At 76.0% G+C, this 16,751-nt stretch carries 17 protein-coding genes and 1 tRNA gene; 13 read left to right on the top strand and 5 right to left on the bottom strand.

What is annotated here, in order from left to right:
• Positions 1 to 14: 14 nt before the first annotated feature.
• Together AB3388_RS02990 and AB3388_RS02985 are read right to left on the bottom strand one after the other, a co-directional pair.
• Complete coding sequence (locus tag AB3388_RS02990) at positions 15 to 179, bottom strand: DUF2695 domain-containing protein (protein WP_495409268.1); 165 nt, start codon at positions 177 to 179, stop codon at positions 15 to 17.
• 71 nt (positions 180 to 250) lie between these two features.
• Complete coding sequence (locus tag AB3388_RS02985) at positions 251 to 937, bottom strand: haloacid dehalogenase type II (RefSeq protein ID WP_495409267.1); 687 nt, start codon at positions 935 to 937, stop codon at positions 251 to 253.
• A gap of 74 nt (positions 938 to 1,011) precedes the next feature.
• On the opposite strand from AB3388_RS02985, the gene AB3388_RS02980 reads away from it, so the two are divergent.
• Positions 1,012 to 1,860 (top strand): alpha/beta fold hydrolase, encoded by an 849-nt coding sequence (locus tag AB3388_RS02980; RefSeq protein ID WP_495409266.1) that lies wholly within the window; start codon positions 1,012 to 1,014, stop codon positions 1,858 to 1,860.
• Here the strand turns inward: AB3388_RS02980 and AB3388_RS02975 are convergent.
• Positions 1,852 to 2,223: a hypothetical protein gene (locus AB3388_RS02975; RefSeq protein ID WP_495409265.1), complete on the bottom strand. Its 372-nt coding sequence runs from the start codon at positions 2,221 to 2,223 to the stop codon at positions 1,852 to 1,854. The genes AB3388_RS02980 and AB3388_RS02975 overlap by 9 nt on opposite strands.
• Positions 2,224 to 2,332: 109 nt before the next feature.
• On the opposite strand from AB3388_RS02975, the gene AB3388_RS02970 reads away from it, so the two are divergent.
• Positions 2,333 to 2,408 (top strand) — tRNA-Arg (locus AB3388_RS02970).
• Positions 2,409 to 2,494: 86 nt separating this feature from the next.
• Here the strand turns inward: AB3388_RS02970 and AB3388_RS02965 are convergent.
• Entirely contained in the window at positions 2,495 to 5,707 is a 3,213-nt protein-coding gene (locus tag AB3388_RS02965; RefSeq protein WP_495409264.1) for an ATP-binding protein, read from the bottom strand.
• 190 nt (positions 5,708 to 5,897) lie between these two features.
• On the opposite strand from AB3388_RS02965, the gene AB3388_RS02960 reads away from it, so the two are divergent.
• The 11 genes from AB3388_RS02960 (at position 5,898) to AB3388_RS02910 (ending at position 16,386) form a co-directional block, all read left to right on the top strand.
• Positions 5,898 to 7,310 (top strand): glycosyltransferase family 2 protein, encoded by a 1,413-nt coding sequence (locus tag AB3388_RS02960; protein WP_495409263.1) that lies wholly within the window; start codon positions 5,898 to 5,900, stop codon positions 7,308 to 7,310.
• Positions 7,307 to 8,422, top strand: a complete 1,116-nt coding sequence (locus tag AB3388_RS02955) for an exosortase/archaeosortase family protein (RefSeq protein WP_495409262.1) — start codon at positions 7,307 to 7,309, stop codon at positions 8,420 to 8,422. Before AB3388_RS02960 ends, AB3388_RS02955 begins: the two co-directional genes overlap by 4 nt.
• Positions 8,419 to 9,465: an ATP-grasp domain-containing protein gene (locus tag AB3388_RS02950; protein WP_495409261.1), complete on the top strand. Its 1,047-nt coding sequence runs from the start codon at positions 8,419 to 8,421 to the stop codon at positions 9,463 to 9,465. The genes AB3388_RS02955 and AB3388_RS02950 overlap by 4 nt, the downstream gene beginning before the upstream one ends.
• A complete protein-coding gene (gene wecB / locus AB3388_RS02945) occupies positions 9,462 to 10,613 on the top strand; it encodes a non-hydrolyzing UDP-N-acetylglucosamine 2-epimerase (RefSeq protein ID WP_495409260.1) in 1,152 nt (383 codons plus the stop codon). The genes AB3388_RS02950 and wecB overlap by 4 nt, the downstream gene beginning before the upstream one ends.
• The gene (locus tag AB3388_RS02940; RefSeq protein ID WP_495409259.1) at positions 10,610 to 11,329 is read left to right on the top strand and encodes an HAD family hydrolase; all 720 of its coding nucleotides are present in this window, start codon (positions 10,610 to 10,612) and stop codon (positions 11,327 to 11,329) included. The genes wecB and AB3388_RS02940 overlap by 4 nt, the downstream gene beginning before the upstream one ends.
• 102 nt (positions 11,330 to 11,431) lie before the next feature.
• The gene (locus tag AB3388_RS02935; protein WP_495409258.1) at positions 11,432 to 12,304 is read left to right on the top strand and encodes a hypothetical protein; all 873 of its coding nucleotides are present in this window, start codon (positions 11,432 to 11,434) and stop codon (positions 12,302 to 12,304) included.
• Positions 12,297 to 12,986: a PIG-L deacetylase family protein gene (locus AB3388_RS02930; RefSeq protein ID WP_495409257.1), complete on the top strand. Its 690-nt coding sequence runs from the start codon at positions 12,297 to 12,299 to the stop codon at positions 12,984 to 12,986. Before AB3388_RS02935 ends, AB3388_RS02930 begins: the two co-directional genes overlap by 8 nt.
• A 113-nt stretch (positions 12,987 to 13,099) precedes the next feature.
• Complete coding sequence (locus AB3388_RS02925) at positions 13,100 to 13,957, top strand: SDR family oxidoreductase (protein WP_495409256.1); 858 nt, start codon at positions 13,100 to 13,102, stop codon at positions 13,955 to 13,957.
• 357 nt (positions 13,958 to 14,314) lie between these two features.
• Positions 14,315 to 14,635 (top strand): GNAT family N-acetyltransferase, encoded by a 321-nt coding sequence (locus AB3388_RS02920; RefSeq protein WP_495409255.1) that lies wholly within the window; start codon positions 14,315 to 14,317, stop codon positions 14,633 to 14,635.
• A gap of 35 nt (positions 14,636 to 14,670) precedes the next feature.
• Positions 14,671 to 15,480 carry an Fpg/Nei family DNA glycosylase gene (locus AB3388_RS02915; protein WP_495409254.1) on the top strand — a complete coding sequence of 270 codons (810 nt, stop codon included), beginning with the start codon at positions 14,671 to 14,673 and terminating at the stop codon, positions 15,478 to 15,480.
• An 87-nt stretch (positions 15,481 to 15,567) separates the two neighbouring features.
• Positions 15,568 to 16,386, top strand: a complete 819-nt coding sequence (locus tag AB3388_RS02910; protein WP_495409253.1) for a hypothetical protein — start codon at positions 15,568 to 15,570, stop codon at positions 16,384 to 16,386.
• A 4-nt stretch (positions 16,387 to 16,390) separates the two neighbouring features.
• Here the strand turns inward: AB3388_RS02910 and AB3388_RS02905 are convergent, their stop codons facing one another.
• Positions 16,391 to 16,699 (bottom strand): putative quinol monooxygenase, encoded by a 309-nt coding sequence (locus AB3388_RS02905; RefSeq protein ID WP_495409252.1) that lies wholly within the window; start codon positions 16,697 to 16,699, stop codon positions 16,391 to 16,393.
• Between the last annotated feature and the right edge of the window lie 52 nt (positions 16,700 to 16,751).

The raw sequence follows: 16,751 nt of genomic DNA, 5'->3' as shown, positions 1-16,751 counted from the left end.
CCGATCGATCAGGCTCATCGCCTCGGCGCCCGCCGGTCGCGCCGGCGCACCGCCATGCGCAGCGTCCCGTCACAGCCGAACGCGCTGACCATCCGGTGCACGTAGCAGAGCACGCACTCGCCGGGATGGGTGCTCATCGCCAGCGCGCCGGCCCGCCACTGCTCGAAGTCGTCGTCCATGCCGCCGGTCTACCGACGGAACAGGACGGCGGGCCGGCGCCCGTCCACAGCGGGGAGCGCCGTCCCCAGGTTCAGCAGCCGAGTTGCGCCGCGAGGTCCTCGACCGAGTCCGCGACCACGAGACCGGGGAGGTCGGGCGGCTCCTCGGCGACGCCGGTGCCCCACTCGTCCGGACGGCGAACGAACAGCGGCCGCAGCCCGACCTCGGCCGCCGCGCGCAGGTCGTCGGCGTGCGCGGCGCCCATCCCGACCTCCTCGGGGGCGCAGCCGAGCAGCTGGGCCGCGCGCCGGTAGACGCGCGGGTCGGGCTTGTAGCTCTCGGCGAGCTCCGCGGAGAGCACGGTGTCCACCCGCCAGCCGCCGTACCGGAGCAGGTCCACGAGCAGTGCCACGTGCCCGTTCGAGAGCGTCGCCGTGGCCAGCCGGGCGCGGAGCCGCTCCAGCCCCGGCGCGGAGTCCGGCCACGGCGGCAGCCGCCGCCAGGCCTGCACGAGCCGCTCCCGCTCGGCGGGCGGGAGGTCCACGCCGTGCCGGGCCAGGACGTCGTCCAGGGTCTCCCGCTGCAGCGCGTCGAGGTCCCGCCACACCGGCTCGCGTCGGGCCCGCGCCAGCGCCGGCGGATAGGCCCGCCGCCAGTCGTCGACCACGGCGGCCCAGTCGGCGACGGCACCGGTGCCCTCCGCCTCGGCGAGCACGCTCGACCGCCAGTCGACGAGCGTGCCGAAGACGTCGAACACCACCGCGCGCAGCTCCGCCACGACGCCACCTTGGCAGGGGAGAGTGGGCGAGGTCACCGCTCGGCCGGACGACGGCGGGGGTACCCAGGAGAGCGATGTCCGTTCTTCCCCTCCCCGCGCCCCTGTACGTCGACCGCTCCGGCTCCGGCCCGGCCCTGCTGCTCCTGCACGGCATGGGCAGCTCGCGCCGCGACTTCGCCGCCGTCGTCCCCCGCCTCCGACAGCACTTCGACGTCCTCGCGATGGACCTGCCCGGGTCCGGGAACTCGCGGCACCTCGACGAGCGGCCGACGGTCGCCGCGCAGGCCGACGCCGTCGAGCGGACCCTCGACGCGGAGAACGTCGGCACCGTGCACGTGCTCGGCAACTCACTCGGTGCGCGGATCGCCCTCGAGCTGGCGGTCCGCGGCCGCGCGCGCTCGGTGGTCGCCATCGCGCCGTCCGGCCTCAACGTCCCGCCGGAGCGCCTCTACCAGAGCGGGGGCATGGCGCTGGCCCGCGTCGCGATGCGATCCATCGCGCCGCTGATCGAGCCGCTCTCCCGCTCGGCGCTCGGCCGGACGGCCCTGCTCGCGCCGCTCAAGGCCAGCCCCTGGAGCACCAGCCGCGAGGAGGCGATCGGCGCCCGCGACGGGTTCGCAGACGCGCGCGACTACTGGCGGACCCTGTTCCACGGGCTGATGCTCGACGTGCCGCGCGGCCTGGACCGCATCGAGTGCCCGGTCACGCTGGTGCAGGGCACGGCGGACTGGGTCGCCTCCGGGCAGACCGTCCGCTACCTCCCGCTGATCCCCGGGTCCCGGTTCAGCCCGCTGCTCGCCGCCGGTCACGCCCCGCAGTCCGACCGGCCCCGCACGATCGTTCGGCTGGTCCAGGAGGCCGCCGCCCGCGCGGGTCAGGTGCCCGCCGGCGTCACGCCCGTGGCGACCCGGTGGTCAGCGTGACTCCTCGGCATTGAGGTACGAGCACCGGAAGCGGGCGTTCGCCATCGCCTCGGTGAACCGCGCCTCCCAGGCGGGGTCGGTCGCCGGGAACGTGTCGAACACCCGCTCCTCAAAGACGGCGGGGCGCCCGTCGAGCCCGGTGTAGCTGCGGCGCAGCAGGATCCGGGTCGTGCCGTCGACCTCGTCGTGGGCGGCCGTCCAGCGGGCATTGGCGATCTCGCCGGCCAGCCACGTCCGGTCCCGGAGCGGGAGCCGTGGGGTCGGCCCGCTGAGGACGCCGGGCTGCAGCACCCGCCAGGCCCCCCAGACCCCGAGCCCGAGCAGGCCGAGCACCAGCGCGATGAGCGCCAGCTGCATCAGCACGCCGCCGACGGTAGTTCGCCCGGCCGGGTTCCGGGGAGGACGGCGTCGCGATCGGGCAACGGCGACCGGCTACCCTCTGCGGCGTCCCCGACGGGCCCCACCCGCCGACGCCCTCGTAGCTCAGGGGATAGAGCAACCGCCTCCTAAGCGGTAGGCCGCAGGTTCGAATCCTGCCGGGGGCACCACACGGTGCTGCTCCGCCGGCCCGACGGCCCCGAGGCGGCACTTCATCGGGGGCCGGGCGTGGAGCAGGCGGTGGAGACCACCGGCCCTACGACGCCGGAGCGCGATGCGCGGCCGCAAGCCGGCGGGTCACGCCGGGGAGCCCGAGCTCGGCGGCAAGCCGGTCGGCGCGCTCCGCGTGGTCCCCATCGGCTCCGAGCAGGGCGAGCTGCAGGTGACTCTCTGCCTCCCACGTCCGCGCACCGAGCCGCCGGTGCACCGCCAGCGCCTGCTCCAGCCAGCCCTGCGCCTCCTCGCGACCCAGGGCAGCGGCGACGACGCCGGCCCACTGCGCGTTGCCGCCCATGAAGCACGCCAGGGAGCCGCCGACGCCGCAGCTGCCGGTGACCGGTCGCAGTTCCTCCAGCAGTTCCGCGCACAGTGCCCGGTTGCCCAGCCCTACCGCGGCAGTCGCCATCCCGCCGACGAAGAGTGGCCACAGGTAGGAGCGGTCCGCACGCCACGTGCCGGCCGCGACCACGGTGTCCAGGGTCCGGCGCGCGGCCTCGAGGTCGTCGGGGCCGCCCGCGAGGGCGAACAGGCCGGCGGCGAGGGCGGGTGCGTTCGCGGGGACACCGATCCAGCACCGGATGGCCTCGTCGGCGACCGCGCGGAGCAGGACCGGCTCGCCCCGGGCCCACGCCAGCGCCAGGCGGTGTCCGGTCCGGACGTTGATCGTGTCCGGCTCCGAGATCCGCTCACCCAGCGCACTGGCCGCGTCGATCAGCTGGCCGGCCTCGTCGAGTCGGCCGTCGATCAGGGCGAGGGTGGCCCGCCGGGTCATGGCCATGTAGTCGTACCGGGGCTGGCCGAAGCCGTCGGCGAGGGTGAGGTACTCGGCCAGGGTCGCCCGGAACGCCGCCGAGCCGTCCTCGAGCTGGGCGGTGGCGAGCAGCAGCAGCCCCTCGGCCTCTCGCTCCGAACTCCCCGTCCGCCGGGCGAGGTCGACGATCTCGGACGTCACCGCGATCCGCTCGGCGGCGCGACCGGGTGTCCAGAGGATGTCGTGGCGGGCCAGCAGTGCCGCGGCGAGGGTGGCCGGGTCGTCGTGCTCGCGGGCCAGGGCGAGGGCCTGCTCCGACAGCGGCCGCGCCCGCGCCCGGTGCTGCGGCACGGAGTGGCTCAGCTCCTGCGCGAGGCCCCCGGTGACCTGTGCCTCCAGCAGCGTGCCGGTCCCCTCCAGCGCCCTCCGGGATCTGTCGAGCAGCTCGACGACCGCGTCGTGCGGCATGGCGAACCGGGCACCGAGCCGCTGCACACCGAGGCCGACCGACCCGAGCCGCTGGGCGTCGCCGAGCGCGTCGGCCCGGCGTGCGGCGTCGGCCAGCAGGGCACGTGCCTGGGGCGGGTCTCCGGCCCGGGCACGGGCGTCGGCCTCCTCGACCAACAGATCGACGAGCGGTCCTCCGGCGGACGCGCTCCCGGAGTCCTCGATCGCGCGGCGGGCCCGAGCGAGGTGCGCGGCGGCCTCGGTGAAGCCCAGCCGGGCCAGTTCGGCTTCTGCCGCCGCCCTGGCCCAGCGGATCGCCCGATCCGGGCCGACCAGCGCGACCGCGGCGGCGCAGTGCCGGGCCAGGTCGGCCGGTTCGACGGGGATTCCGCGGGCGAGGCGGTGCTCGAGCGCGTCGGCCACCCGCTGGTGCACATTGATCCGCTGCGCGATCCCGAGCCGGAGGTAGATGGCCTCGCGGAACAGGTCGTGCGCGAGCAGGGTCCGGGTGCCTTCCGGATTTGTCACGAGGACGCCGGCCTGCAGGCCTTCGGCGATCCGGGCCACCACCGTGGCCGCATCGACCTCGCACACCTCCGCGAGCACGTCCGGCAGGAGCTCGTTGCCGGCCACCGCGGCGGCCTCGACCAGCTCGCGGCAGCCGCTGGAGAGCTGCTCCACGCGCCGGGCCACGAGGTCGTGCGCGGCCGCCGGCACGCCCCCGGACGGAGAGGCCGGATCGGCGAGCAGCTCCGCGAGCTGGCGGGCGAGGAACGGGTGACCCGCCGTGCGTCGGTGGACCTCGGCCCCCCAGCGCTCAGCCACATCGCGTCCGAGCGCGTCGGCGACGAGCTCGAACACCTCGTTCGACGACAACCCGTGCAGCTGCAGCTCCTCGCCGTGGACCCCGATCTTCGCCAGCGACCGGGCGGTGTCGGGGTCGAGCTCGTCCTGCCGGTATGCGCAGACGACCAGCAGCGGCACCGGCCGCGGGTTCTGCGTGACGAACTCCAGAAGCTGCAGCGACGACCCGTCGGCCCACTGCAGGTCGTCGAGCACGACGAGCACCGGCCGGTGGCGGGCCAGCCGGTCCAGGAAGCGGGCGACCGCGTCGAACAACCGCAGCCGTGCCGCGTCGGCGTCCTCCGGCGCACCGGCGCGGCCGGGAGGTTCGCCGGCGAGCTCGGGCAGGAGGCGGGCCAGCTCGGCGGTGTCGGCCCGGGCCGGCTTCCCGGCCGCCGGGCCCACGCCGGCGCGCAGCTGGCGCAGGGCCGCGGTCCAGGGCCAGAAGGCCGGCGTCCGCTCGGACTCGGCGCAGGTCCCCCACCCGACGAGCAGGCCGCTGCGGGCGGCCGCCACCCGGACCAGGGTCGTCTTGCCCATCCCGGCCGCGCCGGTCACGAGCGCGAGACGCGCGTACCCGTCCGCGACGTCCTCTGCGGCGGCGAGCAGGCGGGACAGCGCGTGCTCCCGGCCCACGAAGGTCCCTCCCATGGAGGTCCTCAACGGTGGGAACTGCCGGTCCATCCCGTCAGCGGCGAGCTGGTAGAGCTGCACCGGCTGCGGGATGTCCTTGAGCCGGTGCCAGCCCAGGTCCAGCAGCGACACGCCCGACGGCAGGTGGCCACGAAGGATGCGCTGCGTGGCCTCGGTCAGGACCACCTGGCCGCCGTGGGCCGCGGCGGCGACCCGCGCCGCCAGGTGGACGTCCAGCCCGACGTAACCGTCCTGGTGCCGCACCGGCTCGCCCGTGTGCAGGCCCATCCGGACACGCACCCGGCCACCCGCCGGCCACCCGTGGCCGCCGAGGGCCCGCTGGGCATCCACGACCGCGTGGACCGCGTCGCCGACGGAGGAGAAGACGACGAAGAACCCGTCGCCTTCCGTCGCGAGCTCGTGTCCCCGCCACCGCTCGAAGGCCCCGCGCAGGAGCGAGCGTTGCGTCGACAGAACGTCGGCGTAGCCGTCGCCCAGCCGCTGCAGCAGGGCCGTCGATCCCTCGATGTCGGTGAACAGCAGGGTGAGTGTCCCCGACGGAAGCCGCGGATCCACGACCCTCAGTATCGATCACCGGGACCCTGCAGAGCGCCGACGGCCGAGCGCGGAGGCAGGAATCCCGCCGACTCTCCGAGAGACGGTCGTCGTCCTCCTCTTCAGCTCGACCGCCTTCCTGCCGATCACCCGGTCAGGTGACGCAGGACCGCTGCGCCACCGCGCGCAACGGCGGGGAGGTGGGACGGCGATGCCGAAGGCTGCTCGCGGTCTCGCCGTGCCGCCGGGGACGGGGACGCCGCGAACCGGCCGCGGGGACCGCCCCGACGGTCACCGGCTCGCGCTGCTCGGGCACGCGGCCGCCCTCGCCGCCTGCTTCCTGGCGTTCGGCGTGGACCCGGTCCTGGGCTTCCTGGCCGGCGCGCTCAACGTCGTCTTCGCGCTGTACTTCTTCCGCCACCTGGCCTTCGCCGTCTGCGCCGCGCGCTGGGCGGGGTCGGACCTGCTGGCCGCCGACGTCGACCTGACCGGCTACGCACCGCCCGTCGCCGTCTTCGTCGGCTGCAAGAACGAGGAACTGGTCGTCGACGGGATGGTGACGGCGCTGCTCGCGCTGGACTACCCCGGGGACAAGCTCACGATCGTCGTCGTCGACGACGGCTCCGACGACCGCACCGGCGAGATCCTGGACCGCCGGGCGTCGGCGGACCCGCGGCTGCGGGTCCTGCACCGCCGCGCCGGGGCCGGCGGCGGGAAGTCGGGCGCGCTGAACGACGCCCTCGCCGGCGTGGACGCCGAGATCGTGCTCGTCTTCGACGCCGACCACGAACCCGATCCGCACGTGCTGCGCCGCCTGGTCCGGCACTTCCGCGATCCGCGGGTCGGCGCGGTGATGGGCCGCTGCATCATCCGCAACGGCCAGGAATCGACCATGGCGACGACGGTCTTCGTGGACTTCCTCTCCGGCTACCTGGTCAACGAGTACGGCCGGCAGGCCATGTTCGAGCTGCCCGCGTACGGCGGGGCCAACTGCGCGGTGCGCATGTCCACGCTGCGCGCGCTCGGCGGGTGGAACCCGCAGACGGTCACCGAGGACACCGACCTCACGCTCCGGGTGCTGCTGCGCGGCCAGCGGGTGCGCTACGACGTCTCCGCCGTCGACTACGAGGAAGCCGTCATCAGCGCGCAGCGCTTCTGGACGCAGCGCTACCGCTGGGCCCGGGGGCACCAGAAGTGCTTCCGCGACTACTGGAAGCCGATCCTGCGCTCGCCGCACCTCTCGCTGGTCGAGAAGGGCGAGTCGATGATGTTCCTGCTCGGCTACCACGTGCCCGTCCTGACCGGCATCGGCGTGCTGCTCAGCGTGCTCCGGGCCTTCGACATCGGGAACAGCCCGATCGTCGGCCTGCTGCCGCTGTCCATGCTGCTGTTCGTCGGCCCGCTCGCCGAGCTGTCGGTCGGCCTGCTCGTCGGCCGGGTGGAGCGCCGGGCGGCCTGGTCGCTGCTCGGGTTCCTGCCCGCCTTCGCGCTGTCGATCTGGATCACCACCCGCGCCTACCTGGACGGGATGCTGGGCCGGCCCTACACCTGGGTGAAGACCACCCGGTCCGGGTCCACCTCGACCGTCGTCCCGGCCGCGCCGCAGCCGGCAGGTGCCCGGTGAGCGGCCGGCACCGGCAGGGACGGCGGCTGCCGGGGGGCACCGGGAGCGGCCGGCGACGGCTGTCGGTGCTCGTGGAGCTGATCGCGGCGGCGGCCGTCTGCATCGTCGGCTACACCCTCGCCGCGCCGTGGTTCCAGGAGAACGAGGCCCGGTGGGTCGTGGGCGCGCTGCGCCTCGTCGGCGTCGACCAGGTGTCGGACGCGCTGGCCGGCCGGATCCTGATCTTCCGGGCGGACGGCGAGCTGCTCAACGCCGAGGTCACCGCCTCCTGCTCGGCCGTGCTGTCGGTGTTCGGCCTGACCGCGCTGACCCTCACGGTGCTGCGCAGCCGCCGGCTGCACGCGCTCGCGGGCCTCGCCGCCGCGATCGTCGGCGTCGTCGTCCTCAACGACCTCCGGCTGGCCGCCTCGACGCTCGCCGGGCTCTGGTGGGGGCACGGCGCGCTGGTCCTCTTCCACGACTGGGCCGGCACGCTCTGGACGTTCGCCTCCACGCTGGCCGGCTTCCTGCTCATGGTCTGCCTCACCCTGCCGGCGGCCGAGCGCGCCGAGCAGAACGTCGCCGGACACCACACCGCCCGCCGCCCGAGCAGCTGGGCCCGGCCCGGCCTGGGCTACCGGCTGCCCGATCTGGACGGCGTCACCCCCGGCCGACGGCGCCGCACGCTGACCAGCCTCGTGTACCGCTACCTCCTCCCCCGGCGGGTCTCCCGCCGGCTGGGCGCCCGCCGCGAGGCCGGCCGGATCGACTACCGGATCGGCCACCTGCCCGCCGAGGAACGGGTGGCCCGGGTGCGGGCGCTGGCCGGCGCCGGGCTGGGCGTGCACACGGCGACCCTGCTCGCGGTCGCCACCTACGAGCAGGACCCGCAGGTCCTCGACGCCCTGGCCGAGGCGGTCGCCGCCCGGCAGTGGGAGCCCGTCGTCAACGACCGGGTCGCCGCGCTGCGCCTGTGGGCCCGCGGCTGGCTGTTCCACCGGCCGTCGCCGGTGGCCGGATCGGCCGAGGACCTCGACCGGCGCTTCGCCGCGCTCGCCGCCGCGGTCGCGGCCGGTCCCGTGCCCACCGACCCCTCCCTCCCCTCCCGTCCGACTCCCGAGGATCCCCGATGACCCTGTCGCCGCCTCTTCCCCCGGCGCCGCTGCCCGCAACGTGGCCCGGCCGGCCCGCCGTCCTGGTCACCGGCGCCGGCGGCCCAGCCGGGATCGCGGTGGTGCGCCGGCTGCTCGCGCTCGGCGAGCGGGTCGTCGCCGTGGACGCCGACCCGGCCGCGGCCGGGCTCGCCCTTGCGGACGTCGGGCTCGTCGTCCCCCGCGCCGACTCCGCCGGCTTCCTCGACGCCCTCCTGCTCACCGCCACCGTGCACGGCGCCGACGCGCTCGTGGCGACAGTGGCCGAGGAGCTGCCCGCGCTGACCGCGGGCGCGGACCGGCTCGCCGCCGCCGGCGTGGCGACCTGGCTGCCGGATCTGCCGGCGGTCGACCTGTGCTGCGACAAGGCCGCGTTCGCCGTCCGCCTGCTGGCGGCGGGCGTGCCCTCCCCGGCCACGGCGCAGGACCCGGCCGGCGCCGCCGCGGTCCCCGGTCCGTGGATCGTCAAGCCGCGCTCCGGCCGCGGCAGCCGGGGCGTCCGGGCGCTGGACGACGCGGCGGCCGTCGCCCGCGCGCTCGCGGCGGATCCGTCCCTGATCGTCCAGCACCGGCTGGCCGGGCGGGAGTTCACCGCGGACGCGCTCGTCGCCCGCGACGGCCGGCTGCTCGCCGCCGTCCCGCGCTGGCGGGACGAGACGAAGGCCGGCATCTCGGTCAAGGGGACGACGTTCACCTCCCCCGCCGTCGTCGCGGTCGTGGGCGCCGCCCTGGCCGCGGTGGGCCTCACCGGGCCGGCCAACGTGCAGGGCTTCGTCGCCGGCGACGGCACCGCGACCGTCGTCGAGATCAACCCCCGGTTCTCCGGTGGCCTGCCGCTGACCCTCGCGGCCGGCGCCGACGTCGTCGCCACCTACCTGGCCGGCGTCCGCGACCCCCTCGCCCGGCTGCCCCAGCTGACGTTCCGCCCGGGCGTGCGGATGAGCCGCTACTTCGCCGAGACGTACTCGAGCGAGGACGGCGCCCCGGTGGCCGACCCCTGCGCGCCGGCGGCGGTGCTCGCATGACCCGCACCCGGCACGTGCTGGTCCCCTTCGGCACCCGCCCGGAGGTGGTCAAGCTGGCCCCGGTGGTCGCGGCCGTGGCCGCGGCCGGGCACGAGGTCACCGTGGTCGACACCGGCCAGCACACCGACCCGGCGCTGAGCTCCTCGCTGCAGGAGGCGCTGGGCCTGGCGGTGACGCACCGCTTCGCCCTGCCGCCGGAGCCCGCAGCCCGCGTCGGCGCGCTGCACGCCGACGCCGCGACCGCGGTGCAGAAGTTCACCCCCGACCTGGTGCTGGCTCTCGGCGACACCAACACCGTGCCGGCGTACGCCCTCGCCGCGCGGGCTGCGGGCGTGCCGTTCGCCCACGTCGAGGCCGGGCTGCGCAGCTTCAACGCCCGCAGCGTCGAGGAGGTGAACCGGCGCGTCGCGGCGGCGGTGGCCCAGCTGCACTTCGCGCCCACCGCCCGCGCCGCCGCCTTCCTCGCCACCGAGGGCGTGCCCGTCGACCGCGTGTTCGTCGTCGGGAACCCGGTCATCGACACCCTCGTCGACCGCGGCGTCCGGCCGGTGCCGGTGCCCGACCGGGCCGGCGTCCTGGTCACCGCGCACCGCCCGACCAACGTGGACGACCCCGTGCGGCTGGCCCGCCTGGTCGGCGTGGTCCGGCAGCTGGCCGACCGGATCGGCCCGGTCACCTTCCCCGTGCACCCGCGCACGGCCGCCCGGCTCGCGGCCGCCGGCCTCACCGACGACCTGGCCGGGCATCCCGGCGTCACGCTGACCGGACCGGCCGACTACGACACCCTGCTCACCACCCTCGCCGGCTCGCGGCTGGCCGTGACCGACTCGGGCGGCATCCAGGAGGAGGCGGCCTACCTCGGCGTCCCCGTCGTCGTCCTGCGCGGCTCCACCCCGCGCTGGGAGGGGGTCGAGGCCGGGACGACGACGCTGGCCGGGCTGGCCGACGACGGCGCCGCCGCCGCCGTGCTCGCCGCGGCCACCGCCCACACCGGCGCGGCCGCGCAGGCCCGGGCGGCGGCGACGCCCTGCCCCTACGGCGACGGCACGACCGGTGCGCGGATCGCCGCCGTCCTGAGCGACCCGGCCACCGACGCCCTGCTGGCCCTGCCCGAGCCGGACTTCACCGACGGGCGGCTCCCGTGGTGACCGCCCCGCCGGTCGGGGTGGTCGTCGACCTCGACGACACGCTCTACCCGCAGGCCGAGTACCTCGCCGGCGCCGCCGCCGCGGTCGCGCACGCGGCGGCCGAGGCCGGCCTGGACCGCGCGGCCGTGCACGCCGCGCTGGCCGCCGAGCTGGCCGCCGGCTCCGACACCGGCGGCACCATCGACCGCGCCCTGCTCGCCGCGGGCGTGCCCGACGCCGCCCTGCATGGTCTCGTGCCCGGTCTGGTGGCCGCGTTCACCGGGCACCGACCGCGGCACCTGGCGCTGTATCCCGGCGTCCGCACAGCCCTGGCGTCCCTGGCCGCCGCGGCACCGCTGGCCTGCCTGACCGACGGCAACCCGGCGATCCAGGCGGCGAAGCTGGCCGCGACGGGGCTGGGCGACCTCCTGGACGTCGTCGTCGTCACCGACGCGCTGGGCGGGCGGGCGCTGCGCAAGCCGCATCCCGCCGGCCTGCTCGCCGTCGCCGAGCGGCTCGGCGTCCCGGCCGACCGGCTGCTGGTGATCGGGGACCGTCCCGGCAAGGACGTCGCCGTCGCGGCGGCCGTGGGCGCCCGGTCGATCCGGGTCCGGCAGGGCGAGTACGCGACCGCACCCGACGAGCCGCGCGCGGACGCCGTGGTCGAGTCCTTCCCCGCAGCCGCGGCGCTGGCGCTGGCCGCGCTGGAGCAGGCGGGCGTGGCCACCGTCGTCTGACCCCTTCGGGTGAGCTGACCCCCGCGCGGCTCTCCAGCCGCGGCCGCGACGTGCCGATGCCGACCGCGACAGGAAGTGGACCGGCGGAACCCGAGGACACAGGTGGACGGCAGACGCAGCACCCCAGGGGTGTTCGGGCGACTCGCCCGCCACGCGGCGCTGGCGCTCGCCGTTCTGGCGGCGATCGTCGCCACCCCCGGCCTCGCGGCCGCCGTCCCCGGCCACGGCGACGTCGTCCCCGTGCTGGACTGCGTCACCCCCGACGGCCGCGGCGGCTTCACCGCCTGGCTCGGCTACCGGAACACCGGCACCGCGACCGAGCAGATCGGCTTCAGCTCGGACAACCGCATCACGCCGAGTCGCTACGACGGGGATCAGCCCACGAAGTTCAGGTCGGGGTCCCAGAGCCGCGTCTTCTCCCTCACCGTCACGAGCGGCAGCGTGACCTGGACGTTGGACGGCGACACGCTCACCGTGAGCGCCGCCGGCTCGCCCCGGTGCGGCGGCACCACGACCACCCCGACGCCGACCCCGGTTCCCGACCCCGGTTCGGTCACGCCGCTGGTCGACTGCATCGAGCGGGAGACCTCCTGGACCTACACCGCGGTCATCGGCTACTCGAGCACGTACAAGACCGCGGTGACCCTCCCGCTCGGCTCGGACAACTCCCTGCTGCTCTCCCAGGACGAGCCTCCGACCGTGTTCTCCCCCGGTGTCCACCACGGCGTGGCGAGCCTGTCGATCACGGCCCTCGGCGCGCTCTGGACGCTGGACGGGACGTCGCTGTACATCGCCCCAGGTCGCGCGCCCGAGTGCCCGGCCGAGACCACGATGCCCGCGGAGGGCAACGACACCGCCGCCGCGTTCGCGCTGGCCGGTGCCGCCGCCGTCGGCGCGCTGGTGGTCCGGCGCGCCCGTCGGCGGGCGAGCGGCGGCAAGACCACCACCTCATACCCGGAGGACGGGAATGCGTAGCGTGCTGGCCGTCGGGGCGCACCCCGACGACATCGAACTCGGCTGCGGGGCCACCCTGCTGGCGCATGCCGCCGCCGGTGACCGCGTCACCATGCTGGTCGTGACCGGCGGGGAGAACGGCCCCGGCGACGCCGGCCAGGTCAGCGGCCGCCGGACCGAGCAGATCTCGGCCGCCCGCACCCTCGGCGCCGCGCTGCGCTGGGGCGGGCTGCGCGACTGCGCGATCCCCAACGACAGCAGCACCGTCGCCCTCGTCGAGGAGGTCCTCCGGGACACCGACGCCGACCTGGTCTACGTCCACGCCCCCGAGGACAGCCACCAAGACCACCGCACGGTCGCGGCGGCCACCCTGGCCGCCGCCCGGCGGCTGCCGCGGGTCCTGCACTACCAGAGCCCGTCGACACTCACCTTCACGCCGAGCGTGTTCGTCGACGTCACCGCCCACCTCTCGGGCAAGCTGGCCGCCCTGCGCTGCCACGCCTCGCAGGTCGACCACTCCGCCATGGTGGAGCCCGACGCCGTCGTCGCCTCCGCGAGGCACTGGGGGGCGCACGCCCGCATCGGGTACGCGGAGGCCTTCTCGCCCACCCGGATGGTGCTCGACCTGGCCCCGGCGCCCGGCTCCGCGCGCGCCGTCCTCTCCACCCCCGACCGGCTGCCGCGGCTCGTGCCGCACGCCTGAGCGGCGGCCGACCCCGACCCACCTGGTCTCCGGCGGGAAGCGCCGGGCCGGGCTGCGGCGTTGCCGCCCACGGTGCCGCGAGGTGCGCGGCCCGCGGAGCGGAGGAGCAGCCCATGTCGATCGTCGTCACCGGCGCCACCGGCCACCTCGGCCGCCTCGTCGTCGAGGCCCTGCTGGCCCGCGGCGTCCCGGCTCAGGACATCGTCGCCACCGGCCGGCGCGTCGAGACGCTCGACGACCTCGCCGGGCGCGGCGTCGTCGTGCGGCGGGCCGACTACACAGACCCGGCGTCGCTGCGGGCCGCGTTCGAGGGCGCCGAGAAGCTGCTGCTCGTCTCCGGCAGCGAGGTGGGGCAGCGCGTCGCGCAGCACGGCAACGCCATCGCTGCGGCGAAGGACGCCGGCGTGCGCCTGATCGGCTACACGAGCATCGCGCACGCCGACTCCTCGGCCCTGCTGCTGGCCCGGGAGCACCGCGCCACCGAGGAGGCACTGGCCGCCTCGGGTGTGCCGCACGTGCTGCTGCGCAACAGCTGGTACCTGGAGAACTACACCGGCCAGCTCCCCGACTACCTCGAGAACGGCATCGTCGGCGCCGCGGGCAGCGGCCGGGTGAGCGCCGCGACCCGCGCCGACTACGCCGAGGCGGCCGCCGCCGTGCTCACCACCGAGGGGCACGAGGGCGCGGTCTACGAGCTCGGCGGCCGGGCGTTCACCATGGCCGAGCTGGCCGAGGCGGTGTCCGAGGCCACCGGCCGGACGGTCACCTACACCGACGTCCCCGTCGAGCGGTACCGGCAGAATCTCGTCGAGGCCGGCGTGCCCGAGGGCGCCGCGGCCGTGTACGCCGACGGCCAGCGAGGGGTGGCCGACGGCGAGCTGTTCGTCGAGGGCGGCGACCTGGAGAAGCTGATCGGCCGCGCGCCCACCTCGCCGGCCGAGGCCCTCGCCGCCGCAGTCGCCCAGCGCTGAGTCGTGGGCGCTCGTGCGCTGCGTGCGAGGAGCATGCAGCGCACGAGCGTCGGCCGGCACCAGAGGCCTCTCCGTCGTCCTGCCCCAGGCCGGCGCCCCGCGCCCGCGGCTTCGATGTGACCGAGGACTTCCGCCCCGGCGAGCCGCTCCGGTCCTGACGGAACGCAACCGTTCGCATACACAACGGGTAGGTGGGTGAACACGGACGGTTGACTTCGCTCGTGGCGGGGAACAGTCGCGACACCTGACACGTCGGTCTTGAACAACAGGGCCGACGAGCGGTGCCCGGGTTACCGTGCTCGGGCACACGTCCCGTCCCGGCAGCGGCGCCGGGCGACGGAAGGTGGACGAAGGACGATGGAGACGACTGTGGTCGACGTCCCCGAGCGGGGACGCTTCGAGATCCGGCTCGGCGACCGCGTGGTCGGCCTGGCGAGCTACCACATCGAGAACGGCACGATGACCCTGCCGCACACCGAGGTCGACCCGAGCGTGGGCGGCCGCGGCATCGGCACGGCGCTCGTGGCCGGTGTGCTCTCGGCCGCGCGCGAGCGCGGCCTGCACGTGCTCCCCTACTGCTCCTTCATCCGGCACTACATCCAGCGCCATCCCGAGGACGTCGACCTCGTCGCCGAGGACGACCGGCCGCACTTCGGCCTGGAGCCCGCCACCCGCTGACGGCGGGTTCGTCGCGCGCAACCTGATCCGACCCGGTGCCCGAGGGACACACGCTGCACCGCCTGGCCCGCCAGCAGACCACGCTGTTCGCCGGCCGTCCCGTGCACGTGACCAGCCCGCAGGGCCGGTTCGCCGCCGGCGCCGCGCTGCTCGACGGCCGGGTGCTCGACCGCGCCACCGCGCACGGCAAGCACCTGTTCGGCCACTTCGGCGGCGACGTGCTGCACGTGCACCTCGGCCTGTACGGGTCGTTCACCACCGGCGCCGGCGTCCCGCCGCCGGCCCGCGGCGCCCTGCGCATGCGGTGGGTGGCCGACGGCCCGGACGGCGCCGGCGTCTGGACCGACCTGCGCGGGGCCACCGTCTGCGAGGTGCTCCCCCGGCCCGAGGTCGCCGGCATCCTCGCCCGGCTGGGCCCGGACCCGCTGCGGCGCGGGGCGGACGGCGGCGCCGCGTTCCGCCGCATCTCCGCCAGCCGCACCGCCCTCGGGGCGCTGCTGATGGACCAGACGGTGCTCGCGGGCGTCGGCAACGTGTACCGCGCGGAGCTGCTGTTCCGGCACCGGGTCTCCCCGTTCCGCCCCGGCCGCGCCGTCGACGCCGACCTCTGGGCGCGGATGTGGACCGACCTGGTGGCCCTCATGCGGGCCGGCGTCCGGCTCGGGCGGATCGTGACCACGCTTCCCGCGGACCGCGCGCGGCGGCGGGGCGCGGTGGACCCGGCCGACGCGCACTACGTCTACCGGCGCACCGGGCTGCCCTGCCGGATCTGCGGGACCGAGCTGCGGACGGAGCTCATGGTGGGCCGCAACCTCTACTGGTGCCCGGTCTGCCAGGCCGTCTGACCGGCCGCCCGGCGCGCCCCCCAAAGGGGGTCGGTCAGGCCCTCGTACCGGCCGCTGCCGGACCGGATCCGTGTACCGTCCGAATCGATGAGACGAGCGCTGCGGGCACTGCTCGTCGCGGGGGCAACCGCCGTGGCCCTGGTCCTCGGCCTTCCCGCGACGAGCGCCTCCGCCGCGCCGTCGAACGGGGGCCACGACGTCTCCCACCCGCAGTGCGGCGACCCGCTGCCCACCGGCCAGGCCTTCGGGATCGTCGGGGTCAACGGCGGCCTCGCCACCACCGCGAACACCTGCCTGGCCACCCAGCTCCGCTGGGCCTGGCGCTCCTCGGGCGAGGTCGACGAGCAGCCGCCCGCGCAGGTCTACGTGAACACCGCCAACCCCGGCCAGGTCCGTGACGACGTGACCACCTGGCCCTCGTCGGGCAGCACCCCGTACGGCGCCTGCGACGGCCGCAACACGACCGCCTGCTCGTGGCAGTACGGCTGGGAGCGGGCCCGCACCTCGGTGGGCTCGATCTTCGTCCCGGCCGCGCAGGACGCGGGGGTGGACGAGGACCCCGCGCACTACACGTGGTGGCTCGACGTGGAGGACGCCAACACCTGGCAGTCCGGCTCCGCCGCCGCGCAGGCCCGCAACCGGGCGGCGCTCGAGGGCATGGCCGCCTACCTCAACGCCCGCGGCGCGGTGGTCGGCCTGTACGCCGTCCCGGCGCAGTGGCGGCAGATCACCGGCGCAGTGCCCGCGGAGAGCAACCTCTACGGGCTCGACAGCTGGCTGCCCGGGGCGAGCACGTTCTCCGGGGCGTCGGCGAACTGCCGGAGGGCGCCGCTGACGGCCGGGGGCCGGGTCACCCTCACCCAGTACGTCAGCGGCGGCGTCGACCGCAACCTCTCCTGCGGCTGACGGGCTACAGCGACCCCTTCTGCCCGTCCCCGGCCGGCACCGCGGTCAGCCGCCGGACGACCGGCGGGCCCTGGACCTTGCCGGCCAGCGCGGCCCCGAGCCCGGTGAGCGCCGGGGCCGAACCGTGCGCCCGCAGCGCCTCGGGGCTCTCCCAGCGCTCCACCATCCAGAACTCGCCGTCCCCCTCGTGCAGGGCGTAGAGCTCGCACCCGGGCTCCTCGTGCACCTGCGGGATCGTGCTGAGCAGGGCCTCGCGGACGGCGTCCTCCTCGCCGGGCTTGGGGGTGATGGTGGCGACGACGACGACCGGCACGGGAATCCTCCGAAGGTGGACGGGGCGAGGGGTGGCCTGGTGCACACCCACT

Source organism: Geodermatophilus sp. SMS 5-13 (assembly GCF_059428245.1).
Note: the sequence above shows the minus strand (reverse complement) of the source record. Positions and strands in the feature narration are given on the sequence as shown.